Raw genomic sequence first — 25,779 nt, 5'->3', positions numbered from 1 at the left:
TAATCGGAGAATCGCCGTCATGGCTTTGGATTTATTCGTCGTACTCATCTACGCCGCCGGCATGCTCGTGCTCGGCTACTACGGCATGCGCCGCGCCAAGACCCACGAAGACTACCTGGTGGCCGGGCGCAACCTGGGCCCGTCGTTGTACATGGGCACCATGGCCGCCACGGTGTTGGGCGGGGCGTCCACCGTCGGCACCGTGCGCCTGGGCTACGTACACGGCATCTCCGGCTTCTGGCTGTGTGCCGCGCTGGGCATGGGCATCATTGCGCTGAACCTGTTCCTGGCCAAGCCGCTGTTGAAGCTGAAGATCTTCACCGTGACCCAGGTGCTGGAAAAACGCTACAACCCCATGGCCCGCCAGGCCAGCGCCGTGATCATGCTGGCCTACGCACTGATGATCGGCGTGACCTCGATCCTGGCCATCGGCACCGTGCTGCAAGTGCTGTTCGGCCTGCCGTTCTGGATCTCGGTGCTGCTTGGCGGTGGCGTGGTAGTGGTGTACTCGACCATCGGCGGCATGTGGTCGCTGACACTCACTGACATCGTGCAGTTCGTGATCAAGACCGTCGGCCTGATGTTCATCCTGCTGCCGATCTGCCTGTACCGCGTCGGCGGCTGGGACGAACTGGTGGCCAAGCTGCCCGCGTCGAGTTTCAGCTTCACCGCGATCGGTTGGGACACGATCATCACCTACTTCATGATCTACTTCTTCGGCATCCTGATCGGCCAGGACATCTGGCAGCGGGTGTTCACTGCCCGCGACGAAAAGGTCGCCAAGTACGCAGGCACGTTCGCCGGGTTCTACTGCATCCTCTATGGCCTGGCCTGTGCATTGATCGGCATGGCCGCGCATGTGCTGATCCCGGACCTGGATAACGTCAACAACGCCTTTGCCGCTATCGTGAAAGTGTCGCTGCCGGACGGCATCCGTGGCCTGGTGATTGCCGCAGCACTGGCGGCAATGATGTCCACCGCCAGCGCCGGCCTGCTCGCCGCCTCCACCGTCCTGACCGAAGACCTGCTGCCGCGCCTGCGTGGCGGCAAACAGTCGAGCCTGGCCATCAACCGCCTGTTCACGATGCTGACCGGCATTGCCGTGCTGGGTATCGCCCTGGTGGTGAGCGATGTGATCAGCGCACTGACCTTGGCCTACAACCTGTTGGTGGGCGGCATGTTGATCCCGCTGATCGGCGCGATCTTCTGGAAACGCGCCACCACCTCAGGCGCCATCACCTCCATGACCCTGGGCTTCGTGACGGCACTGGTGTTCATGATCAAGGACGGGTTGGATGCAAACACGCCGATCTACTACAGCCTGGCGATCGGGCTGGTGAGTTTTGTAGTGGTGAGTTTGCTGTCGCGCCGGCCAGCGGGTGTGGCGGCCAACGCGGTTTGAGATACAACTGGATTTAGAGCGGTTTCTTCAGCGGGCGCGACGTCGGATGTCGTGCCCGTTTTTTTCATTCAACAGCAAGATCTTGATTTGCCTGGATGATTTCCTGGACCAGGGAGGCCCATAGCAATCCCTGTGTGGTGCCGCCGGCGTAGGTTCCTCCTGCTGCAATTCGGTGGTAGGCGGACCAATGCACTATCGACAGCCCATCCGAGGTGCCGGGTCTGGCGCATTCGATAACTTGCAGTTCGCCACTTTCGATTGCCTTGCGATAGGACCTCGGAAAGTGCCGAGAGACAGCAGCCAGGCATGCCGCCAATATCTGCTCCTTGCGCTCTGCTGTCGAATCGGGCGGAACCTGTCCACCTGAAATGAGAATGCAGTCCCCGTCCAAACGGCAATTCATGACACCGATTGGCAAATCGTACTGCAACTTGAGTCCGCGCATTCCAGCACCTTCATTATCAGCAGCGCGCAGCTTGAAAAACCAACCAATGATCGAAACGACTTCAAACTCCTCTACTCCCATGGCAGTCACGACAAAGTGTTGTCTGCTTAACTCAGCAATTTGGTCCGGATTCAGATGCCCAGGCATGAACTGAACCCCGGCGTTCAGTAAAAGCGCCTCTATCTCATCCTTCAAATGGACAAACTCCAGATCGTAGCCCGACACTTCAATAGCCCGACCAATGCCTGGAACTCCATACCGCTCAAAAAACTGTCGTTGACTGATCTCTGTGAGTTCGCATCCCAATTTGCCACTCGGCCAAGGCCTGTTTTCGATATCGGACTGCTCTCTTATCGCTGCCTCTACTCCAAGGGCGCCGTCCCTGTAAGCACGTACGATCCGAGCCCGAGCGAATCGCGCCAACGCTGGATTATCAGCCAGTAGTTTTTCAAACAACTCAATGCCAGCACGATTGCATTCAACGGCCAAATGCTGATTGGCGGGAAGCAGATAATCGTTATGCAGTGGCTTTGCGCTCGTCTCCGTGGCAGACAGGTGGCGCATGTTCACAGGCTTGTGACTGGCGCCATCGCTCCTCTGGTTGCCTCCATATATCGTCACTTGATAATTCGCCAGGCGGAGCATTACCGCCTGGAACAGGCCATTGATCCCTCGACCAATGATCGACACACGCGCTGCACCAGCGCCTGCGGGCCGAGGAGGAATCGCCAAGGAGTGTGAAAGTTTGCGCCTGACCAGGCCGCGCACAGCCATCAGGCTCAACTGAACTGAAACAGCGTAGTCAAGGTCGCAGTGGCAGGACTCGCTGGTTGATGCTTGCGTTGTCAGCGTGGCAGGTCTGTACCAGGTGGAGACATCACAGCCGAGTGTTTGTGTACGTAGGCGGAACGCCTCCAATGTCGCAGGCCCATAGTCCACTACAAGCTGGATATCTTCAGCCGCTGCCAGGGCATGCAAAGCATCGTCACTCAACACATCCGGCTTGGCGACGCAGACCAGCCGAGCGTGTGTGTGCAGGGATCGGATGAGGGATGAATCAATGCGATGAGTGGACTCATCGTTCAGGGATAAGCACAGGGCGACAGCAGAAGCGCCGTCCAATATCTCGGACCAGTCCACGACAAATGACACTCGACTATCGGGAGATGCATGCCCGAAAGTGTCCAGTGCTCGATCCTGGCGGACTAATACCTTGATCCGAACATCGGGATCTCGATCAAGTAACAAATTGATCAGTTCCTTTCCCACATTGCCGTATCCCAGTACACGCACATCATGAGGGATGGAACCATCCGCCAGTGTCAGCCAACGTAGGAGATAGGCAGCCACATGCGGCGCGTTCACCCCGGACGTGTTGAATACTTGAATACCATTAGATTCACATAGGTCCAGTCGTATCTTATCCAGACTTGTACCTCTGCGGATCAAACAGAGTTCTCCAAAGGGGTGAGAGGCACGCCATTGATGGATGAGGTCCGCATCGATGGCTTGGTCGCCGACGATGATCGTAGTTGGCCGTAAGAGCCCGAGCTGTATGAGCAGAGCCTGCTTGGTCAATGCAGGGGGAAGAAACACGACGTTTCTGGGGGCGTCGGCCTTCCAGCTTTTCGACACTGGTGCAATATGTAGAACACTTTCGATTGTGGTGATGAGTGACGCGGCGACCGGAGGAACTGAAGAGAGCAACATAGCTTTGTCTCCAACAATTCTGGTTTATTGACCCCTTGAGAAGAGGAGCCCAACAACGTTGGGGCGCCACGAATGGGCGCTTGGGTTTCAACCTATGCGCCTCTTAAGAATTAAATAAGCCGGCCGTTTCTGACTGACTAGTAATCCAATTCTGACAATTGAACGCCAAAGCCTGACTGACAAGCTCCCTGCGTTTGCTTACTCAGAAAAGGACGAACCGGGAAAAGGTTACGGATGACAAAATAAGAAGAAGGCTCTGAGAATGAGGCATGCCTCGTCAGACAGTTGCGGACACTACGAAATGTACGGCGAATACAGCCTGATTACAGGGAACCGAACACGCCCTGAAGAACGACCCGAGGTGTCAGCGCCCGCGCGATTGGATCGCGTGAGCGCTTCCAGGACTTACCTGCGACGTGGGCGACGCTGCTCGTCATCGGTGCGAATCGGCACGGGTTGCAGCGGAGGCTCGATCAAGCCCAGTGCAACACCCAGATCATGGAGCCAGTTTTGAATTTTCTCTTTCATGGTTGCCCCCTTTGAGGGTAATGCTGGTAGGCGCAAGTTCTGTCGCCTTTTCCTACAGTGATAGTAGCCCTAAGTCCTACGTAATGCTTGAACGAAACCACAACGAACTATTACTGAATTCATCAAAATCCTGACGGATCGCTCAAGCAATGGCGCGCGTGTCGTGCAGGACCGCAGTCTTGCTGGCTTGCTGCAGATCGATCCATGCGTTGAGGTTAGCGCCGAGCATACCCTTTCGCCACATCAGCCAGGTGGTCGCAGTGGCAGAAGGCCCTTTCAACGGATGAACGGACACGCTGTCTTTGCCTGGCAGGCTCTCCAGCATGGATTCGGACATCAACGCCACCCCGGACCCGGCGATCACGCACGCCAGCATGCCCTGATAAGACTCAATCTCAATCGCCCGGCCCATGGCCACCCGCTCATGGGAAAACCAGGTTTCCAGGCGGGTGCGATAGGCGCAGCTGCGACGGAAGGTGAACACCGAACGCCCCGCCACATCCTGCGGCCCCTGTACCGGCGGATGGTCGGCCTCGCAGATCAGCACCAGGCGTTCTTCGCACAGAGGCACACCGTCCAGGGAAGCGATGGTGATGGGGCCGTCCACAAATGCCGCATCCAGCCGGCCGGTGATCAACCCTTCGAGCAGCTCTCCGCTGGGTGCCGATTGCACCTGAAGGTTCACCATCGGGTAGGCCTTGTGATAGCCCGCCAGCAGTTTCGGCAAGTGCACCGCCGCTGTGCTGTACATGCTGCCCACCACAAAATCGCCGGCCGGTTGCCCGCCTTGCACCGCGCCGTGGGCTTCGTCGTGCAGGGCCAGCAGTCGGGTGCTGTAGTCCAGCAACACCTTGCCGGCCGGTGACAGCTGCAAGCGCTGGCGCTCACGCACGAACAGCTCTACGCCGAGCTGCTCCTCCATTTGCTTGAGGCGCGTCGACAGGTTCGACGGCACCCGATGCAAGCGGTCCGCCGCGCGCGTGATGGAGCCCTCTTCCGCCACCGCCTGGAAAATGCGCAATTGACTGAACTCCATACCTTTCTCCAAAACTGAACAAGTTACTCACTATTATTCATTTTTGCAGAAAGTCAATCCACTTTAGCCTGAGGGTATTCGTTTACTCGCAGGAATACTGATCATGTCTCCTTTAGTCCGCTTACTCGCCAGCTTTGTCGCCCTGATGATGGCGATGGGGATTGGCCGTTTCGCCCTCACCCCACAAATGCCCCATCTGCTCAGTGAAGGGCAGATCGACCTGACCGGCGCCGGCCTGATTGCCGCCGCCAACTACCTGGGCTACTTCGTCGGCGCGGTGGACTCGATCTTCGCGCGCAGCCACCATCATGTCCGTGGGCGTTTACATGGCGGGTTGTGGCTGTGCGTGCTGTTGACCTTGGCGTCGTACTGGGCCCATGGGTTCTGGCCGCACCTGTTGCTGCGCTTTGGCACCGGTGTCGCGAGTGCCTGGGCCCTGGTGATGATCACCAGCCTGAGCCAGCCGCTGGCGATTGCCGCCGGGCGTCCGCGCCTGGGTGCCTTGGTTTTTGCCGGGCCGGGGCTGGGGATCTTGTTGACCGGTTTGTTGGCGCTGGGCTCCAACCTGATGGGGCAAAACTCGGGCACTTTGTGGCTGGTGTATGGCGTGGTGGCCCTGGTGATGTTGCTGGCCATCTTGCCTTTCCTGCCCAAGCCCTCCGCCAGCGGCGCGCCCGTCTCCGGGCACGTCGAAGCCGGCAGCAACGGCAGCATCGTGCATTTGTGCTGGATCTACGTGTTGTATGGCCTTGGCTACATCATCCCGGCAACGTTTTTGTCGCAGATGGCCAGCGCGCAATTCAAGGGCGCGTGGCAAGCCGATCTGTTCTGGCCATGCTTCGGCCTGGCCGCCGCCATTGGCGTAGTGGTGGCGACCCTGCGCCGCAAGGACCCAGACACCACTCGCCGCTGGCTGATGACCACATTGTGGCTGCAAGCGGCCGGGGTGTTTGCCTGCTTGCTGGGCAATGGCTGGGGCCTGGCACTGGGGGTGTTGCTGTGCGGCGGGCCATTCCTGGCTTGCATGCAGTTGGTGATGGCCCGCCTGCGGGACGTCGCGCCCCACGGCTACCAGCGCAGCACCGGACTGCTCACCGCCAGTTTCGCCATCGGCCAATTGAGCGGGCCGTTGCTGGCCTCGGTCAGCAGCCACCTGAGTGGTGGGCTGCAACCGGCATTGGTGGTGGCCGGCGCTGGCTTGCTGTTGGCAGGCTCGATCCTGGTCAACCGGCAACCAGCGGCGCAGGCACACGCCCCTGTTCACGCCGCGCCAACACCAGGAAAAACAGCCCACCCAGGAAGCAGCCGGTAAACCAGGCAAAGTTGGCCATGCCCTGCAACGCCGGGGTAAAGGTGATCGCGACGCCCACCAGCGTCGCGGGCACCAGCGCCTTGACTGCCGTCCAGTTCACACCGCCGTCGAAGTAGTAGCGCCCGCTCGGGCTGTCATCGAACAACGCGTCCACGTCGATCTGCTGTTTTTTGATCAGGTAGAAATCCACCAGCAGGATGCCAAACAGTGGCCCGATAAAGGCCGCGAGAATATCCAGGGTGTAGTGGATCATCAGCGGGTTATTGAACAGGTTCCACGGTGTGATGAAGATCGACGCCACGGCGGCGATCATCCCACCCGCGCGCCAGCTGATCTTGCTCGGCGCAACGTTGGCGAAGTCAAAGGCTGGGGACACGAAGTTGGCGACGATATTGATGCCGATGGTCGCGGTGACAAAAGCAAACGCCCCCAGCAACACCGCCATGCTGTTATCGATGCGCGAAACCGTGGCGATCGGGTCATGCAACATTTCGCCAAACACCGGCAAGGTACTCGAGACGATCACCACGGTGACCAGGGAAAACGCCAGGAAATTCACCGGCAGGCCCCAGAAGTTACCGCGTCGCACGTCCTGCATGCTGCGGCAGTAGCGGCTGAAATCACCGAAGTTCAGGGTCGGCCCGGAAAAGTACGACACCACCAACGCCGTCGCCACGATCACCTGGCCGAAGGCCTGCCAGCCCGACAGCGATTTTTCCGCCAGGGTGAAGCTAATGTTCGACCAGCCCGCCTTCCACACGATCCAACCCGCCAGGGCGAACATCACCGCGTAGACCACCGGCCCGGCCCAATCGATAAAACGCCGGATGGATTCCATGCCGGCCCAGAACACCGCCGCTTGCAACAGCCACAGACTGAGGAAACCAAACCAACCAAGGTAGGACAAGCCCGCAAAATGCGGCTCCGCGTACACCGCCATCTGTGGGAAGAAGCGCAGCACCACGATGATCAAGGCGCTCGACGCCAGGTATGTCTGAATCCCATACCAGGCCACCGCGATCAAGCCGCGAATCACCGCAGGAATGTTCGCGCCAAACACGCCAAATGCCAGGCGACAGATCACGGGGTAAGGCACCGCAGCCTGCTGGCTCGGTTTGGCTACCAGGTTGGCGATTACTTGCACGATGCAGATACCGGCGAGCAAGGCGATCAGCACCTGCCAACTGGCGAGGCCCAGGGCGAAGAGGCTGGCAGCGAACACATAACCGCCGACGCTGTGCACGTCGCTCATCCAGAAGGCAAAAATGTTGTACCAGTTCCACTTTTGCGGCAGCGGGCCCAGGTCCTGGTTATACAGGCGTGGGCTGTAGCCTTTGGGCAATTGTTCGGTCATCGCGGGGCTCCTCGAAATACCGGCCTGCACTTCCGTCACGGGGATGCATACGGGAGGCGGCATGGTTTGTATACGAGGCATTCAGCAGAATGCGTGCCAATTGAACCCAATCCCTCTGGAACGGCGTTCCAAAGGGAGGGGACCAGGCTTGGATGCAGGGCATGCGCTCAGCAACGGTGCACAAAAATCCTGTACACAATCAGCGCTGCACTCGATGTGCACACAGATAACCTGCCGTGCAGCAGACTGCAGTCAGGAAGGTGCCCCACGCCATGTCCATGACCGCCAACTGCGCAGACCAACCTTGCAGCGTGGCCCAATTGCTCAGGTCATAGGTGCCGTAGGCGACCAGGCCCAGCAAGGCACCCAGCCGTGCAGCGCGCTGCCAGCTTGCGCTGGGCAAGACCACGAACACCACGCAACCGAGCGCGTAAAGGAGATAGAAGAGTGTGGCGGGCAACAGGCGAGGTTGGTCCAGCATCAGTGGACCCAGCAGGGATTTGTAGGTGGGGCCCATGAGGACACCGAGCCAGAGGCCGTCCAGGATCAGGAAGGCGAGCAACGTGCCGAAGTAGGCGAACAGCGATTTCTTGCTCATTGATGCAACCTCTGTAGACGCCGACGGGCGTCTACAGAAGAGCAAAGCGGGGTCAGCTTAGTTCAATGCGATCCGCGTGGATCACGATCTGACCCTGCTTGTACAACGCACCAATGGCCTTCTTGAAGTTGCCCTTGCTCACACCGAACAAGTTGCTGATCACGGCCGGATCGCTCTTGTCGCTGACCGGCAAGCTGCCGTTGTTTTCACGCAACTTGGCGAGGATCTTCGAGTTGAGGCTGGAGGCCGCTTCCTGGCCAACCGGCTGCAGGCTCAGGCTGATGTTGCCATCGGCGCGGATCTCTTTGATAAAGCCTTTTTCTTCTTTACCGGGGCGCAGGAACTTGAACACTTCGTTCTTGTGGATCAGGCCCCAGTGTTTGTTGTTGATGATCGCCTTGAAGCCCATGTCAGTGGCTTCGGCCACCAGCAGGTCGACTTCCTGGCCCACCTGGTAGTTGGCCGGCGTCTTATCCAGGTAGCGATCCAGGCGCGCAGTGGCGGTGATGCGCTTGGTGTGCTTGTCGAGGTAGACGTGCACCACGCAATATTCGCCTGCGGTCATCTGGCGTTTTTCTTCCGAATACGGCAGCAACAGGTCCTTGGGCAGGCCCCAGTCGAGGAACACGCCAATGCTGTTGACTTCTACCACTTTCAAACTGGCGAACTCACCCACTTGAACTTTGGGCTTTTCAGTGGTGGCGATAAGTTTGTCATCGCTGTCCAGGTAAATGAAAACGTTAAGCCAGTCTTCATCTTCACTGGGAATATCTTTGGGGATATACCGATTAGGCAAGAGGATTTCGCCATCTTGCGCACCGTCCAGGTACAAACCAAAGTTAGTGTGTTTAACCACTTGCAAGCTGTTGTAGCGCCCGACCAAAGCCATTTTCAATACCCTCATTACGTGGGCGGCATTCTACCCGAGTTGCGCTCGCCACGCGCGCGTGCCTGAAAAATCGCGGGTTGCCGTGGCGCTGCCCCGCTCGTCTGATCAATCGGCCCATTTTTTCCAGGCAGCCGGTCGCGGACAGCTGCATGGTTTCGAGTTAAAACAGTAAGTTAGGGGATTATTTCAGCGATCAACTTCGGCTATTTCCCACCGCCCCACTTATTCCCGGGGGATATTTGCCAAGCAATTGTCAAGTATTTCCTGTACGATGCCTGGCCAAGTTAATTTTCTACAGGTTAGTGGCCGCCATGCGCGTAAAAGCATCCAACAGCAAAGCAAAGCCAGCTCCCGCCGTTGAAACCAGCGAATCGATCAACAGCCAGATTGCTGCCTTCCTCAAGTCCGGCGGCGAAATCCAGCAGATTGCCAAGGGCGTGAGCGGCCAGACTTTCGGCCCGTCCAAGCAGATCAGCCTGGGTAAGAAGTAATACCGCGCAACACACCTGGTCCCTAAGCGTCTTGCCATCAAGGCGCTAGGACTAGAGCCCGAAAGACCCTCTGCAATACCTTCAATAACACGCTAATCGACGAACGGGTCTCACCGCCTGGCATTCGCCGGTATGCTTGCACACGTCTAGCACGGGCATCTGCCCGATTTTCTCCGTCACTGCTCCTCGCTTTTCATGGAGTGAAGCATGTTCAAACCCTGCATATTCCTGGTCGGTGCCCTGATTGCCAGCCCTCTCGCCGAAGCCCAGATCTTCCAGCGTGAACTGGGTGACTTCGACTTGAAATTGGGCACGACGCCCAGTCGCAGCATGGCCCAGGGCCTGGTCAAGCCGACGTCTCCCGGCAGCGATTCGTTCCATGGCGGGCTGGACCTGAGCCACGACAGCGGCCTGTACTTCGGCCAGTTTTCCCCGAACATGGGCCTGTCCTCGTCCAGCACCCTCGAAGTCGATTCCTACATGGGCTTCAAGCATCCCTTCGACCAGACCCTGGGCTACGAAGTGGGCCTGATCCACTACAGCTACCCCAAGCTCAGCCCCCTCGACAGCCAGGAGTTCTACGGAGGCCTGAACCTATTGGGCAATCGCTTTGGCGCCTCTTTCAGCAACGACCCGGATCGCCAGGACAGCACCCTGTTTGCTGACCTCGGCGGCACCCAGCCGTTCGGCATTGGCGTCAGCATGAAGTACACCACTCATCAGTTGGGCACGCCGGTTTCAGTGGAGGGCGGCTCCATCCGTACCTTCAGCGACTGGTCGGTGCAATTCTCCCGGCAGTGGATGGGCGTGGACTTGAACCTGATCTACAGCGACTCCAGCCTCAGCGGCGGGGATTGCTCGGCCTATTCCGGACACAACTCGCAATGCGATGGGCTGTTGACGCTGAAGGCCGCACGGTCGTTTTATTGAGGGGCTGAACTGTCGCACCCGGCGCGGGTTCACATGTGATAACCCACTCTGCGAAGGACCCGCCCATGCTGCGTCGGCTCAAACTACTGGTGGTACTGCTGACCCTGAGCCTAGTGCTCGCCGGTTGCAATCGCGTGGGCCTGGCCTATCGCAACCTCGACGTGATCATCCCCTGGACCCTCAACGACTACCTGGACATGAATGCCGGGCAGAAGAGTTGGTTCAACGACAAGCTCAAGGAACACCTGGCCTGGCACTGCACCACCCAACTGCCGGGTTACCTAGATTGGCTGGACCGCCTGCAACGGATGGCCGACGACAACCAGGTCACCGACGCCGCGCTCCAGGCCCGGACCACCGAGGCCAAACAAGCCATCGACGACGTCGCCCGTGAGATCACGCCCTCCGCCATCGAACTGCTCCAAGGCCTGGACGATCAGCAGGTCAAGGAAATGAGCGACGCCCTGGCCAAGGACCTGCGCAAACGCCAGGACGAGTACCTCAAACCGCCCCTGGCCCAGCAGATCAAGGAGCGCGCCGAGCGCATGAACAAGCGCCTGGACGCCTGGATCGGCCCGCTCAGTGCCAGCCAGCAGAACCGCGTGACCGCCTGGTCCATTGCACTGGGCGAGCAGAACCAGGAATGGATCGGCAACCGCGCCCGCTGGCAGGCGCAGTTTATCGACGCCGTGCAACAGCGCAAAAACGCCGACTTCCCACAAAAAATGCAGCAGTTGCTAGTGGACCGCGAAAGCCTGTGGACCCCGCAATACCGCAGCGCCTACGCACAGACGGAAGCTGCGGCCCGCAGCCTGATTGTCGACGTAATGGCCGAAAGCACCGTGCAGCAACGGCAGAAGCTCACCCAGAAGATCGACAAGGTGCGTAGCGATTTCCAGGCGCTCAAATGCTTGAAAAGTGCGCAGTCCTAGCGGGGGGCCAAGGTTCCCAACCAGGCCACCAGCGCCAGGATCAGCACCACCGCCCCAAACTCCAGGGTGATGCTGCGACGCAAGGCTTTACGCGCTGCTCGGTGGTCACCTGCCGCCAGGGAGCGCTGCAACAACGGCGTCAGGTGTGAGCGATTAATCGCCGCCAGCCCCAACATCAATCCAAACAAGCCCAACTTCAAGCACAACAGGATCGCGTAGACGCCGCCCGTAATGCCATTCAGGTTCGGCCCGACCACAAACAGATAATTCGCCACGCCCGTGCCAATCAGCACCGCAACGAAGACCGCGCCGACACGCTCGAAGCCTGCCAAGGCATGTGCCAACACTGGCACCGCCTGCTCAGATGTACTCCTCAACATCAGCCCGAACGCCGCCAATGCCCCGACCCAGCCCGCCGCCGCCAGCAGATGCGCACTGTCGCTGAGAAGATGCCACAGCCCCAAAGAGCCTTCATGCATCACCCCATGCCCGGTCCAGGCCAGCGTCACCAACGCGATACCGCCGAACCAGGTGGCCAACCGGGTATTGAGTGCAACCAGAACCAGTGCCGCAATCCGCAGCCACCACGTACAGCCCAATTCGGTGTGCCAGAGCATCATCTGCAGGTGCGTCCACAGCGTTGGCCAATCCTCGGCACCGCTCATGGACTGAGTCATGGACAGCAACGACGCCACCGACAGCAGCAAACCCAGTGCCGCCAATGCCCGTAGCTGAGGCTTCAGATTCAGCAACCGACTATCTGCATACAGGCCGAACAGCCCCAGTCCAAACAGCAGCATCAAGTCCAGATACAGGGCGAAGCGCAGTAACACCGGGACCAGTTCACTCATGGCTGGACGATGAACACCACATTGCCAAGGATCGGGTGGGTATCGGAAGACACCGCACGCCAATCCACCCGATAGGTGCCCGCCGTCAGCGTGGAGGCCGGCTTGATCAGCATCACTTTGGGATCAGCACTGGCGGCGACACTGGCCTTTACCGGCATTGGCGAATTGGGCATGCCGGGCATATCGGTCATGGTCAGCTTGGCGCCGGAAAACTGCGTCAGCAGGTTTTCCGAGAAGCGCAGTTCAATCACTGCGGGTGCAGCACCCTGGGCACCGGATGCCGGGCTGGAAGACAGCAGCGTGGGATGGGCTGAAGCCGCCACGCTGGTGCACAACACAACGCCCGCCAGGGCGGTTTTCAACATCGACATGCAAGGCTCCAAGCCGCTCATGGCGGCGAGTTATAGGAAGAGTAAAAACATCAGAACCACAAGCGCAAACCCACGACCCAGCGCAGTTGCCGCGTGTCTTCGCCTTCATCCCTGGCGTATTGCGCGGTCTGGCCGTAGCTGCGATTCCAGGTCACGCCCACATAGGGCGCAAATTCGCGGCGCACTTCGTAACGCAGCCTCAGGCCCAACTCGCTGTCCGACAGGCCCGAACCGACGCCGCGCTGCGGATCGTTGCGCCCATAGAAGTTGAGTTCGGCGGTGGGCTGCAGGATCAGCCGGTTGGTCAGCAGGATGTCGTAGTCGCCCTCCAGCCGCGCAGCAGTGCGCCCGGCTTGACCGACAAACAACGTGGCTTCGGCTTCAAAGTTGTACAGCGCCATGCCCTGCGCGCCGAAGGCTGCCCAGGTCTGGCCGTTACCGGGTTTGAAGTCCTGGCGCACACCGCCGACAAAGTCCCACCAAGGACTGATGGCATGCCCCCACAACGCCTGGACTTCAGCGCTTTCGGTGCGACCGGCACTGCGCTCGCCTTCGCTGCGCAACCACAGGCGATCGATATCACCACCGACCCAGCCCTTGATATCCCAGTTCAACGCGCCGTCGCCCTCGCCGTCTTGCCATTCCAACTGGTTAATCAGCAGCAGGGAATGGATGCCACTGTCGTGAACCACATGCCCGCCGGGCGCGTTGTAGACCGCAGCGCGATCGGCGTCCGTCAATACGGGGATCGGTGTGCGGCTCTCAGTGAGCGCCGGTATCGCCGGGCTCATGCCCTGGAATTCATCGGCCTGTGCCAGCGGAACAAACGCCAACGCGATTAAGCCGGATAAGACACGACGGCTCATGCTCGTTTCCTTATTCATGCACGCGTACCTCACGGAACATGCCCATTTCCATGTGGTACAGCAGGTGGCAGTGATAGGCCCAACGCCCCAGCGCGTCGGCAGTCACCCGGTAGCTGCGCCGTGAGCCCGGCGGCATGTCGATGGTGTGCTTGCGCACCTGGAACTGGCCGTTTTCGTCCTCCAGGTCACTCCACAGGCCGTGCAGGTGAATGGGGTGACTCATCATCGTGTCGTTCACCAATACCAGCCGGACGCGCTCGCCGTAGGTCAGTTGCAAGGGTTCGGCATCGGAGAACTTCACGCCATTGAATGACCAGGCGAATTTCTCCATATGCCCAGTGAGGTGCAGTTCGATGGTGCGACTGGGATCGCGTCCGTCAGGGTCTTCGAAGGCGCTGCGCAGGTCGGCGTAAGTCAGGACACGCCGGCCGTTGTTGCGCAGGCCGATGCCGGGATCGGCGAGCTTGGGCATCGGGCTCATGGCTTGCATATCCACCAGCGGGTTGTTTTGCTCGCTGGCAGGATGGGCCTGCATCGACATGGCACTGTGATCCATGCCGGCCATGTCCGGCATGTCCTCCATGACGCCGTGGCCCATGCCACCCATGCCCATATCCTCCATGGTGATCCAGGGGCGCGGGTCCAGTGCCGGTACGGTGGCCATCGCCCCGGTGTGTCGGGCAAGCGTGCCGCGGGCATAACCACTGCGGTCCATCGACTGGGCAAACAGTGTGTAAGCCTCGGCCGTCGGCTCGACCAGCACATCGAAGGTCTCTGCCACGGCGATACGGAACTCGTCGACACTCACCGGCTGCACTGGCTGGCCATCGGCGGCAATCACGGTCATCTTCAGCCCCGGAATGCGCACATCGAAGTAGCTCATTGCCGAGCCGTTGATAAAGCGCAACCGGATCGTCTCGCCCGCCTTGAATACGCCGGTCCAGTTGCGCTCCGGCGGTTGGCCGTTGAGCAGGTAGGTGTAGGTTTCGCCGCTGACGTCGGCCAGGTCCGTGGGGTTCATCTTCATTCGCGCCCACATCAGGCGGTCGGCCACCGTGGCCGACCCGCCTTGCTTGCCCACATCCCGCACGAAGTCACCCACGGTCGGCTTGTGCAGGTTGTAGTAGTCGGACTGTTTCTTGAGGGTTTTCATCAAGGCGACAGGGTCTTCGTCGGTCCAGTCCGACAGCATCACCACGTAGTCGCGCTGATAGGTGTACGGCTCGGGCTCCCTCGGGTCGATCACCAGCGGGCCATACACGCCCTGCTGCTCCTGGAATCCGGAATGGCTGTGGTACCAGTACGTGCCGTGCTGCTTGACCGTGAATTGGTAGACAAACACGCCACCCGCCTCGATGCCCTTGAAGCTCAAGCCCGGAACGCCGTCCATGTTGGACGGCAGGAGAATGCCGTGCCAATGGATCGACGTCGGTTCGGCCAGGCGGTTGTTCACGCGCAAGGTCACGGTGTCGCCTTCACGCCAGCGCAGCAGCGGGCCGGGTAGGCTGCCATTGATGGCCAACGCCGTGCGTATACGGCCAGTGAGGTTGACCGGGCTCTGGTCGATGAACAGATCAAATTCGGTGCCGGCCAGCACCGTGGGCTGGCCGGGACTGGTCAAGGCCCAGACCGGGCTGCGCCAGAGACCGAGCCCGCCCAGCAAGCCGCCGGCAGCCAGGCCTTTGACGAAGGTACGTCGGGTAGTGTTGGAGTGCATGCCGATTCAAATCCATGAGTTGAATGGCAGCAGAGTAGGCAGGGCCGGCTGTCAGCCAGCTTAGCGACAGATTACCGATCTGACAGTTTCGCCCCGGCGTTGCGACAGCGCCGGGGCGTGAGAGGGATCAGGCGATCTGGGCCTTGGAGGCCACCTCGGCGAAGGTCGCCGGGTCCAGAGCGTCGGGCTGCTCATCCAGCACCTGACGCGGGTGATCATTGCCAGGGATCGAACTGTCGATCAGCGCCAGCAATTGCGCGCCCAACGGGGTCAGGATGAAATTCTCGCCATTGCCGCCCTCGTCTTCGGGGCGCGACTCGATAAAACCGCGCTTGAACAGCAGCGCTTCGTAGTCCGCGGCGGTCTTTTTGAGCGCGTCCAGATTGCCGGTGGACTCGCCCGCCGTGGCCTTCTCGGCCGCTTCCTGCTCGGCGTATTTGCGCGGGGCGAAGCTGCCCTCGCCGTTCTGCACTTCATGCAGCAGACGTTCGATCAGATCCCAGTTGTAAGTCGTCATCCTGATTCCTCCTGCGGGCGGGTGGAAAGTAGCCCGTTAAAGGTGTGACCGGCCACGTCACTGGCCGTTCAGCCCAGCAGACGAGCGTCATTGGCGTGAACTTTCCAGGTGCCCGCGACCTCCACTGAGTATCCCTGCCAAGGAGGTCCACCCATGAAAACCCTGATGAACCTGGCCATCGCCGCCACCTTGTTGACCGCCCTGCCCGCCTGGGCCTGTACCCCCGACGAGGCCACGGCCAAGCGCGAGCAACTGGCCCAGGAAGTGGCCAAGCTGACCGAGCAGAACCCGACCAAGGCCAAGGAGATGAACGACGAGCTGCAGAAGATGGACCTGGACACCGAAAGCGCGGAGTTCCCTGACAAGTGCCAGCTGATCGATGCTCGTCTGAAGGAACTCAAGGAAGCCTCCGCCAAGGCCAAAAATTGATGGCATAAAAAAACCGGACAATCGTCCGGTTTTTTTACATCACCCGCGCCTTATTCGGCAGCCGGGGCTTCAGGCTTGCGGCGTTTGAGCGGCGCCATACCGTCCTTGCTGACGAGCGACAGGTTGTCGGTCTTCGGCCGGTTGGCGATCTTGCGCTTGGTCGGCGACTTGGCACCGGTTTTCTTCTTGTCGCCCTTGGCGTCGGTCTTTTTCTTCTTCACGCCAACGGCCTTGCCCGACGCCTTGACCTTCTTCGGCCCGGTGTAGGTGCCTTTGACTTCCTTGATAGTGCGGCGCTCGAACGACTGCTTGAGGTAGCGCTCGATGCTCGACATCAGGTTCCAGTCGCCGTGGCAGATCAGCGAGATGGCCAGGCCGTCATTGCCGGCACGCCCGGTACGGCCGATACGGTGCACGTATTCGTCGCCACTGCGGGGCATGTCGAAGTTGATCACCAGGTCCAGGCCGTCCACGTCCAAGCCACGGGCGGCGACGTCGGTGGCGACCAGGATCTTCACGCCACCGGCCTTGAGGCGATCGATGGCCAGCTTGCGGTCCTTTTGGTCTTTCTCGCCGTGCAGCACGAACGCCTTGTATTCCTGGGCTACCAGGCGGCCGTAGATGCGGTCGGCGGCGGCGCGGGTATTGGTGAACACGATGGCTTTCTGATAGGTCTCGTTGGCCAACAGCCAGTTGAGGATCTGCTCTTTGTGCACATTGTGGTCGGCGGTGACGATCTGCTGGCGCGTGGTCGCATTCAGGTCGCTGACGTTGTTGACCTGCAGGTGTTCAGGGTTGTTCAGCACCTTGGCGACCATGTCGCGCAGGGTCGAACCACCGGTGGTGGCGGAGAACAGCATGGTCTGCTGGCGGTTGACGCACTCGGCTACCAGGCGCTGCACGTCGTCGGCAAAGCCCATGTCGAGCATGCGGTCCGCTTCGTCCAATACCAGCACTTCGACTTCCTTGAGGTCGAGGTTGCCAGCATTGAGCTGCTCGATCATGCGGCCTGGGGTGCCGATCAGGATGTCCGGCACCTTGCGCAGCATCGCCGCCTGGACCTTGAAGTCTTCACCTCCGGTGATGATGCCGGACTTGATGAAGGTGAACTGCGAGAAGCGTTCGACTTCTTTCAGAGTCTGCTGGGCCAACTCGCGGGTCGGCAGCAGGATCAGGGTCTTGATGCTGACGCGAACCTTGGCCGGGCCGATCAGGCGGTTCAGCACAGGCAGGACGAAAGCGGCGGTCTTGCCGCTACCGGTTTGAGCTGTCACCCGCAGGTCACGCCCTTCGAGCGCGAGCGGGATGGCCGCTGCTTGCACAGGCGTAGGCTCGACAAATTTAAGCTCGGCCACGGCTTTGAGCAGGCGTTCGTGCAGGGCGAATTGGGAAAACACGGGTGCTACCTCGAAGAAATACAAAAAATCAGCTGCATAGGTTACCGGTTTCGCGCGTCCAAACCGAGTTTCTTTACGCGAACGGTGCTAATCGGCTGCTTTTTTGTCAGTGCATTTGTCCATGACATCAACTTTGTTGCACTTAAATGCTCTAATCGCCCCGTGTTGTCTTATAGAAGAATCGGTCTCATCCATGGATATCAAACAGCTCTGGCTCAACGTCCAAGACCTCTGGGGCGCCCTCGAGGAACATCCGCTGCTGCATGCCAGCCTCGGCTTGCTGGTGTTGCTGGTGGTGGCGCTGTTGCTCGGACGAGTGGCACGTTACCTCATCCTCCACGCCGTCAAGCTGCTCGGCCGGCAACCGGCCCTGCACTGGCTCAACGACCTGCGGCACAACAAGGTCTTCCATCGCCTGGCACAGATGACGCCGTCCTTGGTGATCCAGTTCGGCCTGTACCTGGTGCCGGACCTGAGCAAGACCGCCATCCTGTTCATCGGCAATGTGGCCCTGGCGATTACCATCCTGTTCCTGGTGCTGGCCGTCAGCGCCCTGCTCAACGCCCTGCTGGACATCTACGCCCGCACCGAACACGCACGCACCCGCTCGATCAAGGGCTACGTGCAGTTGGCGAAGATGGTGCTGTTCGTGTTTGGCGCGATCATCATCGTCGCCACCCTGATCGATCGTTCGCCGCTTTTGCTGCTGTCAGGGCTGGGCGCCATGTCGGCGGTTATCCTGTTGGTGTACAAGGACACGCTGCTGTCGTTCGTCGCCAGCGTGCAGTTGACCAGCAACGACATGCTGCGGGTCGGTGACTGGATCGAGATGCCCCAGGTCGGCGCCGATGGCGACGTGGTGGACATCACTCTGCACACGGTCAAGGTGCAGAACTTCGACAAGACCATCGTCTCCATCCCCACTTGGCGCCTGATGTCCGAATCGTTCAAGAACTGGCGCGGCATGCAGGCCTCCGGCGGGCGCCGTATCAAGCGCAGCCTGTTCATCGACGCCAGCGGCGTGCGCTTCCTGCGTGACGACGAAGAACTGCGCATGACCCAGGTGCACCTGCTCACCGACTACATCGGACGCAAACAGGCCGAACTCAAGGCCTGGAACGAAGCCCAGGGCCACAGCGCGCAACTCTCGGCCAACCGCCGTCGCATGACCAACCTCGGCACCTTCCGCGCCTATGCCCTGGCCTACCTGAAAAGCCACCCGGACATCCAGCCGAACATGACCTGCATGGTGCGCCAGATGCAAACCACCGCCCAAGGCGTGCCGCTGGAGATCTACTGCTTTACCCGCACCACGGCGTGGGCGGACTACGAGCGGATCCAGGGGGATATTTTTGATTACCTGCTGGCGGTGCTGCCGGAGTTTGGCTTGAGCCTGTATCAGCAGCCGAGTGGGAATGACTTGCGTGCGGGGGTGTTGCCGGCCTTGCTCGGCGCCAGTCATTTACCCACGCTGGAAAACAAATCTGCCTGACGCCACCACAACCCACTGTGGGAGCGGGCTTGCTCGCGAATGCGGTGTTTCAGCTAGCAAATCGGGAGCTGATACACCGCTTTCGCGAGCAAGCCCGCTCCCACAGGTGGATCAACGCAGGATCGGCTGCTGGCGCACACCCAACCGACTGATCCACACCGCCCCCAGAATCACCAACCCACCCAACGCCAACCGCCCCAGCGGCTCATGCTGGTTCCAGATCAGCAAGTTCAACAGCAACCCCACCGGCACATGCAGGTTGTTCATCACCGCCAACGTGCCGCCATGCACCAGGCAGGCGCCCTTGTTCCACCAGTACATGCCCAGCGCCGTACTGACCAACCCGAGGAACACCAGCACACCCCATTGCAGCGGTGCATCGGGCAGGTAGTTGGCCTTGCCAAACATCAGGAACGCCGGTAACACCACCAGCAATGCGCCCACGTAGAAGAAACCAAAGCGGCGGTAATGCGGCTGGTCGCTTGGGTAGCGTTTGACCAGGTGCTTGTACATCACCTGCCCGGCGGCGTAGGTGAAGTTGGCCAGTTGCAGCAGCAGAAAGCCTCCCAGAAAGTGCGCAGTGATCTGGTCGAAACGGATCACCGCCGCGCCCGCCACCGCCACCAGCGCGGCAATCAACGCCCAGGGGTTGAAGCGCCGGTTAAGCGCATCCTCGATAAGCGTCACGTGCAACGGCGTGAGGATGGTGAACAACAACACTTCCGGCACCGTGAGCACGCGAAAGCTCAGGTACAGGCACACGTACGTCACACCGAACTGTAACGCGCCGATCACCAGCAGGCCGCGCATGAAGCCCGGTTCAACCGAGCGCCAGCGCGTCAGCGGGATGAATACCAAGCCGGCCAGCAGCACGCGCACTAGGACGGCGAAGTAGCTGTCGACGTGTCCGGCGAGGTATTCGCCGATCAAGCTGAAGGAAAATGCCTGAATCAGGGTGACAACCAGTAAGTAGCCCATGCGCGCCTCGTTTCGAATGGGCGGGACATTAAAGGTTTTCGGCGGTTGACGAAACTCGGGGCAAAAAAAACCCGACCTCGCTAAAGCGGCAGTCGGGCAGGAGCACTCAGGAGCAAAAGTGCAAAGGGAGGTCTGTTACGCGTACTTGAAGGGCTTGCGTGGAGCTAGATAACCATCGTGGGATTATCTGGCGATTAACGGATCAGGCGACCTGGGCCAACAGCGCCTTGGCGTGGTTGATGCCCTTCTCTTGGAAGTCACCGCTCAAGTTCACTCCTTCGGCGTGAATGAAGGTGACGTCATGAATCCCGATAAAGGCCATGACCTGGCGCAGATAGGGTTCCTGGTGATCGGAGCTCGCGCCGGTATGGATGCCGCCGCGCGCAGTGAGCACGATGGCGCGTTTGCCGGTCAGCAGCCCCTGTGGCCCGGTGGCGGTGTACTTGAAGGTCACACCGGCGCGCAACACGTGGTCCAGCCAGGCTTTGAGGGTGCTGGGAATGGCGAAGTTGTACATCGGCGCGGCCATCACCAGCACGTCTGCCGCAAGCAATTCGTTGGTCAATTCGTCGGAGCGATCCAGGGACGCCTGCTCGCTGTCGTTGCGTTGATCCGCTGGCTTCATCCAGCCGCCGAGCAGGTTGGCGTCCAGGTGTGGAACCGGGTTAAGCGCCACATCGCGCATGGTGATCTGGTCCGCCGGGTGGGCGGCCTGCCATTGGCTGACGAATTGCTGGGTCAGTTGGCGAGAAATCGAATCCTGCTGGCGGGCGCTGCTTTCGATGATCAGAACATTGGACATGGCTTTGTAGGCTCCATCGGAAATTGCTGTAAGGCGATGGAGTGGAGATTAAACAGAGCCAATTCGATAAAAAAGCGCAAAAAACTGCTATAACCCATCTATAAATTTGTTTATAAGCGGAGCATGCTCCGCTGCTGGGTTACTTCGGTGCGCAAGCCAGGGCGATGCGCATCTTGATAATGGCGCGGTTGAACTTGACCGTGGTGTTGGTGCTTTTGCCCGCCGGCACCGTGACCGTTCTGCGGCGCGGCGATTCCGGGCCGTTGGTGAAGGTTACCGAGCAGACCGCGTCTTGAGTGCCGTAGTTATTGAGTTGAATCGAGCTGATATCGCCGTCCACGTCGGAGGCGGTGTAGTCGATGCTGACGCCGTCGATCTTTTTCGTCACATCGATGGGATAGGCAAACGCACTCAACGGCAGCAGCACCAGCAACACACAACAGAATTTTCTCATTCGGCAGTCTCCAATAAGGACTGTCAGCTTAGGACAAGAGGAACCCATCTTGAAAGCGCCCCGCGTTACCCTCGATCAATGGCGCACGCTGCAAGCCGTGGTCGACCATGGCGGCTTCGCCCAGGCGGCCGAAGCGCTGCACCGTTCGCAGTCCTCGGTGAGCTACACCGTGGCCCGCATGCAAGACCAGCTTGGCGTGCCGCTGCTGCGCATCGACGGGCGCAAAGCCGTGCTCACTGACGCGGGTGAAGTGCTGTTGCGCCGCTCCCGACAGTTGGTGAAAAACGCCAGCCAGTTGGAAGACCTCGCTCACCACATGGAACAAGGCTGGGAAGCGGAGGTGCGCCTGGTAGTGGACGCGGCCTATCCGAACGCACGCCTGGTACGCGCGCTCACCGCATTTATGCCGCAGAGCCGGGGTTGTCGTGTGCGACTGCGTGAGGAAGTGCTGTCGGGCGTCGAGGAGCTGTTGCTCGATGGCATGGCCGACCTGGCCATCAGCGGCTTCATCATCCCCGGCTACCTGGGCACGGAAATGAGCGATGTGGAATTCATTGCCGTGGCCCATCCGGACCACTCATTGCACCGCCTGAACCGCGAGCTGAGCTTCCAGGACCTGGAAAGCCAGATGCAGGTGGTGATTCGCGACTCCGGCCGCCAGCAACCACGGGATGTGGGTTGGCTTGGCGCCGAACAGCGCTGGACCGTCGGCAGCCTGGCTACCGCTGCGACGTTTGTCAGCAGCGGCCTGGGCTTTGCCTGGTTACCCCGCCACCTGATCGAACGCGAAATGAAGGAAGGCCTGCTCAAGCAGCTACCCTTGGAAAAGGGTGGAAGCCGCAACCCGACCTTCTACCTGTATTCGAACAAGGACAAACCCTTGGGGCCGGCGACGCAGATCCTCGTGGAACTGCTGCGCACCTTTGACACAGCCCCCTTGGACGCGCCTTTCGCCGCCCCGCAGCAAGCCTGAAACGGAGTTCACGCATGGCCTGGTTCGACCACGAAGGATGCAGCCTGCACTACGAGGAATACGGCCACGGCACGCCGTTGATCCTGATCCACGGCCTGGGCTCCAGCAGCCAGGATTGGGAACTGCAGATTCCGGTGCTGGCCAGGCATTACCGCCTGATCGTGGTCGATGTGCGCGGCCACGGCCGCTCGGACAAACCGCGCGAGCGCTACAGCATCCAGGGCTTCACCTTTGATTTGCTGGCGCTGATCGACCACTTGGACCTGCCACCCGCCCATGTGGTCGGCCTGTCCATGGGCGGCATGATTGCCTTCCAGTTGGCGGTGGACGAACCCGCGCAGGTCAAGAGCCTGTGCATCGTCAACAGCGCACCGCAGGTGAAGGTGCGCAGTGCCGATGATTACTGGCAATGGGCCAAACGCTGGAGCCTGGCGCGTGTGCTCAGCCTGGCCACCATCGGCAAGGCATTGGGCGACCGTCTGTTCCCAAAACCGCATCAGGCCGACCTGCGCCGCAAGATGGCCGAACGCTGGGCAAAAAACGACAAACGTGCTTATCTCGCCAGCTTCGATGCCATTGTGGGCTGGGGCGTGCAGGAACGACTTTCCAGAATCACCTGTCCAACCCTGGTCATCAGCGCCGACCACGACTACACCCCCGTGGCGCAAAAAGAAAACTATGTAAAACTGCTGCCCGATGCGCGACTGGTGGTGATCGAGGATTCCCGCCATGCCACGCCCTTGGACCAACCCGAAGTCTTTAACGCAACCTTGCTCGATTTTCTAAAGACAGTCGAAACCACTACCCAGGATCACTGACCCATGTTGAAAAAAATCGCCTTCTTCGCCGGTTCTGTTCTGTTTGCCGCCAACCTGATGGCCGCCGAGCCCGTCAAGGCGCCCCACGTATTGATCACTACCACCAATGGCGACATCGAGATCGAACTGGATCCGGTCAAGGCGCCAATCAGCACCAAGAACTTCCTGGCCTATGTCGACAAGGGCTTCTACACCAACACGATTTTCCACCGCGTGATCCCAGGCTTCATGGTCCAGGGCGGCGGGTTTACTCAGTCGATGTCGCAAAAGCCAACTGAAGCGCCGATCAAGAACGAAGCCAACAATGGCCTGCATAACGTACGTGGCACCCTGTCCATGGCACGCACCAGTGACCCGGATTCGGCCACCAGCCAGTTCTTCATCAACGTGGCCGACAATGCCTTCCTCGACCCAGGCCGTGATCGCGGTTACGCCGTATTCGCCAAAGTGGTCAAGGGCATGGACGTGGTTGATGTGATCGTCAACTCGCAGACCACCACCAAGCAGGGCATGCAGAACGTGCCAATCGATCCTGTGTACATCAAGTCGGCCAAGCGCATCGACTGAGGTCACAGGTAGCTCCGCGCGCCGCCCAAAAGGCCGCGCGCGCATTTGAAAGGAGAGCCCGCCCTGCGGGCGTCAACCCTAATGCTCTATCGTCGTTTTGAACAACTGATCGATATTTTCCGCGACGCCCCCAGCGAAGCCCCGCCCGACAAAGTCTTGCCCTTCTACCTCTACTACCTGCGCCAGGTGTGGCCGCATTTCGCCGCCTTGCTGGTGGTGGGCCTGATCGGTGCGTTGATCGAAGTCGCACTGTTCAGCTACCTGAGCCGCATCATCGACCTGGCCCAGGGCACGCCGCCGGCCAACTTCTTCCAACTGCACAGCACCGAGCTGATCTGGATGGCCGTGGTCGCCCTGCTGTTGCGCCCGATCTTCGGCGCCCTGCATGACCTGCTGGTGCACCAGACCATCAGCCCCGGCATGACCAGCCTGATCCGCTGGCAGAACCACAGTTACGTGCTCAAGCAGAGCCTGAATTTCTTCCAGAACGACTTCGCCGGGCGTATTGCCCAGCGCATCATGCAGACTGGCAACTCCCTGCGCGACTCTGCGGTGGCGGCAGTGGATGCGATCTGGCACGTGGCGATCTACGCCATCAGCTCCCTGGTGCTGTTTGCCGAAGCTGATTGGCGCCTGATGATTCCGCTGGTGAGCTGGATTCTTTGCTACAGCCTGGCGCTACGCTACTTCGTGCCACGGGTGAAGGAGCGCTCGGTGATTTCCTCCGAAGCGCGTTCCAAATTGATGGGCCGCATCGTCGACGGCTACACCAACATCACCACCTTGAAGCTGTTCGCCCATACCCGCTATGAGCAGGAATACGCCAAGGAAGCGATCATCGAGCAAACCGAAAAAACCCAGCTGGCCAGCCGCGTCGTGACCAGCATGGACATCGTGATCACCACTATGAACGGCCTGCTGATCGTCACCACCACCGGCCTGGCCCTGTGGTTGTGGACGCAGTCGCTGATCTCGGTGGGCGCGATTGCCCTGGCCACCGGTTTGGTGATCCGTATCGTCAACATGTCCGGCTGGATCATGTGGGTGGTCAACGGCATTTTCGAGAACATCGGCCAAGTACAGGACGGCCTGAAAACCATCGCCCAGCCACTCGCCGTGATCGACCGCGAGAATGCCCCACGCCTCAGCGTGCCACGGGGCGAAGTGCGCTTCGAACAGGTGGATTTCCACTACGGCAAGAAGAGCGGGATCATTGGCGGCCTGAACCTTGAGATCAAGGCTGGCGAAAAGATCGGGTTGATCGGCCCATCGGGTGCCGGCAAGTCGACCTTGGTCAACCTGCTTCTGCGCCTGTACGACCTGCAAGGCGGACGCATCCTGATCGATGGCCAGAACATTGCCGAGGTCGCCCAGGAATCCCTGCGCGAACAGATCGGCATGATCACCCAGGACACGTCGCTGCTGCACCGTTCGATCCGCGACAACCTGCTGTACGGCAAGCCCGACGCCACCGACGAAGAACTCTGGGCCGCCGTGCACAAGGCGCGCGCCGATGAGTTCATTCCGTTGCTGTCGGACTCCGAAGGCCGTACCGGGCTGGATGCGCATGTCGGTGAGCGCGGAGTGAAGCTTTCCGGCGGGCAGCGCCAGCGTATCGCCATTGCCCGCGTGCTGCTCAAGGACGCGCCGATCCTGATCATGGACGAAGCCACCTCCGCGTTGGATTCGGAAGTGGAAGCGGCGATCCAGGAGAGCCTGGAAACCCTGATGCAGGGCAAGACGGTGATTGCGATCGCGCACCGGTTGTCGACCATTGCACGGATGGATCGCCTGGTGGTGCTGGAGAAAGGCCAGATCGCCGAAAGTGGCAGTCACGCCGAGCTGCTTGCCCATGGCGGGCTGTATGCGCGGTTGTGGCAGCACCAGACGGGCGGGTTCGTCGGTATCGATTGAACCCTC

The 25,779-nt window shown here is 60.1% G+C and carries 26 protein-coding genes; 11 read left to right on the top strand and 15 right to left on the bottom strand.

Going from position 1 to position 25,779, the window contains the following annotated elements:
• Nucleotides 1–19 precede the first annotated feature (19 nt).
• Complete coding sequence (locus tag ACP7BX_RS11000; protein ID WP_426126437.1) at nt 20–1,402, top strand: sodium:solute symporter; 1,383 nt, start codon at nt 20–22, stop codon at nt 1,400–1,402.
• A 64-nt stretch (nt 1,403–1,466) separates the two neighbouring features.
• On the opposite strand, the gene ACP7BX_RS10995 is transcribed toward ACP7BX_RS11000, so the two are convergent.
• The 3 genes from ACP7BX_RS10995 to ptrR form a co-directional block, all read right to left on the bottom strand.
• Nucleotides 1,467–3,557 carry an NAD(P)-dependent oxidoreductase gene (locus ACP7BX_RS10995; protein WP_426126435.1) on the bottom strand — a complete coding sequence of 697 codons (2,091 nt, stop codon included), beginning with the start codon at nt 3,555–3,557 and terminating at the stop codon, nt 1,467–1,469.
• A gap of 405 nt (nt 3,558–3,962) precedes the next feature.
• Nucleotides 3,963–4,085: a PA1414 family protein gene (locus ACP7BX_RS10990; protein WP_003193089.1), complete on the bottom strand. Its 123-nt coding sequence runs from the start codon at nt 4,083–4,085 to the stop codon at nt 3,963–3,965.
• A gap of 142 nt (nt 4,086–4,227) precedes the next feature.
• Nucleotides 4,228–5,121, bottom strand: coding sequence for a putrescine utilization regulator PtrR (ptrR, locus tag ACP7BX_RS10985; protein ID WP_426126433.1), 894 nt, complete (start codon nt 5,119–5,121; stop codon nt 4,228–4,230).
• Nucleotides 5,122–5,224: 103 nt separating this feature from the next.
• Here ptrR and ACP7BX_RS10980 point away from each other — a divergent pair, with 103 nt between their 5' ends.
• Nucleotides 5,225–6,433, top strand: a complete 1,209-nt coding sequence (locus tag ACP7BX_RS10980; protein WP_426126431.1) for an MFS transporter — start codon at nt 5,225–5,227, stop codon at nt 6,431–6,433.
• Here ACP7BX_RS10980 and ACP7BX_RS10975 read toward each other — a convergent pair.
• The 3 genes from ACP7BX_RS10975 to ACP7BX_RS10965 all read right to left on the bottom strand — a co-directional run bounded on the left by ACP7BX_RS10975 (nt 6,345) and on the right by ACP7BX_RS10965 (nt 9,274).
• On the bottom strand, nt 6,345–7,787 hold the full coding sequence (locus tag ACP7BX_RS10975; RefSeq protein WP_426126429.1) for an NCS1 family nucleobase:cation symporter-1: 1,443 nt from the start codon (nt 7,785–7,787) through the stop codon (nt 6,345–6,347). The two genes, ACP7BX_RS10980 and ACP7BX_RS10975, sit on opposite strands and share 89 nt — an antisense overlap.
• Nucleotides 7,788–7,986: 199 nt before the next feature.
• Nucleotides 7,987–8,385, bottom strand: a complete 399-nt coding sequence (locus ACP7BX_RS10970) for a DUF2177 family protein (RefSeq protein WP_426126427.1) — start codon at nt 8,383–8,385, stop codon at nt 7,987–7,989.
• Nucleotides 8,386–8,437: 52 nt separating this feature from the next.
• On the bottom strand, nt 8,438–9,274 hold the full coding sequence (locus tag ACP7BX_RS10965; protein ID WP_017845295.1) for a CvfB family protein: 837 nt from the start codon (nt 9,272–9,274) through the stop codon (nt 8,438–8,440).
• A gap of 311 nt (nt 9,275–9,585) precedes the next feature.
• On the opposite strand from ACP7BX_RS10965, the gene ACP7BX_RS10960 reads away from it, so the two are divergent.
• The 3 genes from ACP7BX_RS10960 to ACP7BX_RS10950 all read left to right on the top strand — a co-directional run bounded on the left by ACP7BX_RS10960 (nt 9,586) and on the right by ACP7BX_RS10950 (nt 11,627).
• Nucleotides 9,586–9,765, top strand: a complete 180-nt coding sequence (locus tag ACP7BX_RS10960) for a hypothetical protein (protein ID WP_003193095.1) — start codon at nt 9,586–9,588, stop codon at nt 9,763–9,765.
• Between the two features lie 207 nt (nt 9,766–9,972).
• Complete coding sequence (locus ACP7BX_RS10955) at nt 9,973–10,695, top strand: TorF family putative porin (RefSeq protein ID WP_426126425.1); 723 nt, start codon at nt 9,973–9,975, stop codon at nt 10,693–10,695.
• 65 nt (nt 10,696–10,760) lie between these two features.
• A complete protein-coding gene (locus ACP7BX_RS10950; protein WP_426126423.1) occupies nt 10,761–11,627 on the top strand; it encodes a DUF6279 family lipoprotein in 867 nt (288 codons plus the stop codon).
• On the opposite strand, the gene copD is transcribed toward ACP7BX_RS10950, so the two are convergent.
• The 5 genes from copD to ACP7BX_RS10925 all read right to left on the bottom strand — a co-directional run bounded on the left by copD (nt 11,624) and on the right by ACP7BX_RS10925 (nt 15,949).
• Nucleotides 11,624–12,478 carry a copper homeostasis membrane protein CopD gene (gene copD, locus ACP7BX_RS10945; protein WP_426126421.1) on the bottom strand — a complete coding sequence of 285 codons (855 nt, stop codon included), beginning with the start codon at nt 12,476–12,478 and terminating at the stop codon, nt 11,624–11,626. The two genes, ACP7BX_RS10950 and copD, sit on opposite strands and share 4 nt — an antisense overlap.
• Nucleotides 12,475–12,849, bottom strand: a complete 375-nt coding sequence (copC, locus tag ACP7BX_RS10940; protein WP_426126419.1) for a copper homeostasis periplasmic binding protein CopC — start codon at nt 12,847–12,849, stop codon at nt 12,475–12,477. Before copC ends, copD begins: the two co-directional genes overlap by 4 nt.
• A 50-nt stretch (nt 12,850–12,899) precedes the next feature.
• Nucleotides 12,900–13,715 carry a copper resistance protein B gene (locus tag ACP7BX_RS10935; RefSeq protein WP_426126417.1) on the bottom strand — a complete coding sequence of 272 codons (816 nt, stop codon included), beginning with the start codon at nt 13,713–13,715 and terminating at the stop codon, nt 12,900–12,902.
• Between the two features lie 10 nt (nt 13,716–13,725).
• Nucleotides 13,726–15,432, bottom strand: coding sequence for a copper resistance system multicopper oxidase (locus tag ACP7BX_RS10930; protein ID WP_426126415.1), 1,707 nt, complete (start codon nt 15,430–15,432; stop codon nt 13,726–13,728).
• A 127-nt stretch (nt 15,433–15,559) separates the two neighbouring features.
• Entirely contained in the window at nt 15,560–15,949 is a 390-nt protein-coding gene (locus tag ACP7BX_RS10925; protein WP_010208626.1) for a hypothetical protein, read from the bottom strand.
• Nucleotides 15,950–16,102: 153 nt separating this feature from the next.
• Between ACP7BX_RS10925 and ACP7BX_RS10920 the strand changes: the two genes are divergently transcribed.
• Entirely contained in the window at nt 16,103–16,378 is a 276-nt protein-coding gene (locus ACP7BX_RS10920) for a hypothetical protein (RefSeq protein WP_038847276.1), read from the top strand.
• Nucleotides 16,379–16,428: 50 nt separating this feature from the next.
• On the opposite strand, the gene ACP7BX_RS10915 is transcribed toward ACP7BX_RS10920, so the two are convergent.
• Nucleotides 16,429–17,775 carry a DEAD/DEAH box helicase gene (locus tag ACP7BX_RS10915; protein WP_033900634.1) on the bottom strand — a complete coding sequence of 449 codons (1,347 nt, stop codon included), beginning with the start codon at nt 17,773–17,775 and terminating at the stop codon, nt 16,429–16,431.
• A 193-nt stretch (nt 17,776–17,968) separates the two neighbouring features.
• Between ACP7BX_RS10915 and ACP7BX_RS10910 the strand changes: the two genes are divergently transcribed.
• Complete coding sequence (locus ACP7BX_RS10910; RefSeq protein WP_426126412.1) at nt 17,969–19,267, top strand: mechanosensitive ion channel family protein; 1,299 nt, start codon at nt 17,969–17,971, stop codon at nt 19,265–19,267.
• 111 nt (nt 19,268–19,378) lie between these two features.
• Here the strand turns inward: ACP7BX_RS10910 and ACP7BX_RS10905 are convergent, their stop codons facing one another.
• From ACP7BX_RS10905 to ACP7BX_RS10895, 3 genes are all read right to left on the bottom strand, one after another.
• Entirely contained in the window at nt 19,379–20,245 is an 867-nt protein-coding gene (locus ACP7BX_RS10905; protein ID WP_426126410.1) for a carboxylate/amino acid/amine transporter, read from the bottom strand.
• Between the two features lie 202 nt (nt 20,246–20,447).
• Entirely contained in the window at nt 20,448–21,047 is a 600-nt protein-coding gene (locus ACP7BX_RS10900) for an FMN-dependent NADH-azoreductase (RefSeq protein WP_314529151.1), read from the bottom strand.
• Nucleotides 21,048–21,186: 139 nt separating this feature from the next.
• Nucleotides 21,187–21,501 (bottom strand): 3-phosphoglycerate kinase, encoded by a 315-nt coding sequence (locus ACP7BX_RS10895; protein WP_314529154.1) that lies wholly within the window; start codon nt 21,499–21,501, stop codon nt 21,187–21,189.
• 49 nt (nt 21,502–21,550) lie between these two features.
• Between ACP7BX_RS10895 and ACP7BX_RS10890 the strand changes: the two genes are divergently transcribed.
• The 4 genes from ACP7BX_RS10890 (at nt 21,551) to ACP7BX_RS10875 (ending at nt 25,773) form a co-directional block, all read left to right on the top strand.
• Entirely contained in the window at nt 21,551–22,474 is a 924-nt protein-coding gene (locus ACP7BX_RS10890) for a LysR family transcriptional regulator (protein WP_016979354.1), read from the top strand.
• A 14-nt stretch (nt 22,475–22,488) separates the two neighbouring features.
• Complete coding sequence (locus tag ACP7BX_RS10885; RefSeq protein ID WP_314529160.1) at nt 22,489–23,292, top strand: alpha/beta fold hydrolase; 804 nt, start codon at nt 22,489–22,491, stop codon at nt 23,290–23,292.
• A 3-nt stretch (nt 23,293–23,295) separates the two neighbouring features.
• Entirely contained in the window at nt 23,296–23,859 is a 564-nt protein-coding gene (locus tag ACP7BX_RS10880) for a peptidylprolyl isomerase (protein WP_314529162.1), read from the top strand.
• A gap of 81 nt (nt 23,860–23,940) precedes the next feature.
• Nucleotides 23,941–25,773 carry an ABC transporter ATP-binding protein gene (locus tag ACP7BX_RS10875; protein WP_314529164.1) on the top strand — a complete coding sequence of 611 codons (1,833 nt, stop codon included), beginning with the start codon at nt 23,941–23,943 and terminating at the stop codon, nt 25,771–25,773.
• Nucleotides 25,774–25,779 lie beyond the last annotated feature (6 nt).

This window comes from Pseudomonas sp. DWP3-1-3b3 (assembly GCF_049896305.1).
In the GTDB taxonomy this organism is placed as follows: Bacteria; Pseudomonadota; Gammaproteobacteria; order Pseudomonadales; family Pseudomonadaceae; genus Aquipseudomonas; species Aquipseudomonas azotoformans_A.
This window is presented reverse-complemented; position numbering and strand designations above follow the sequence as displayed.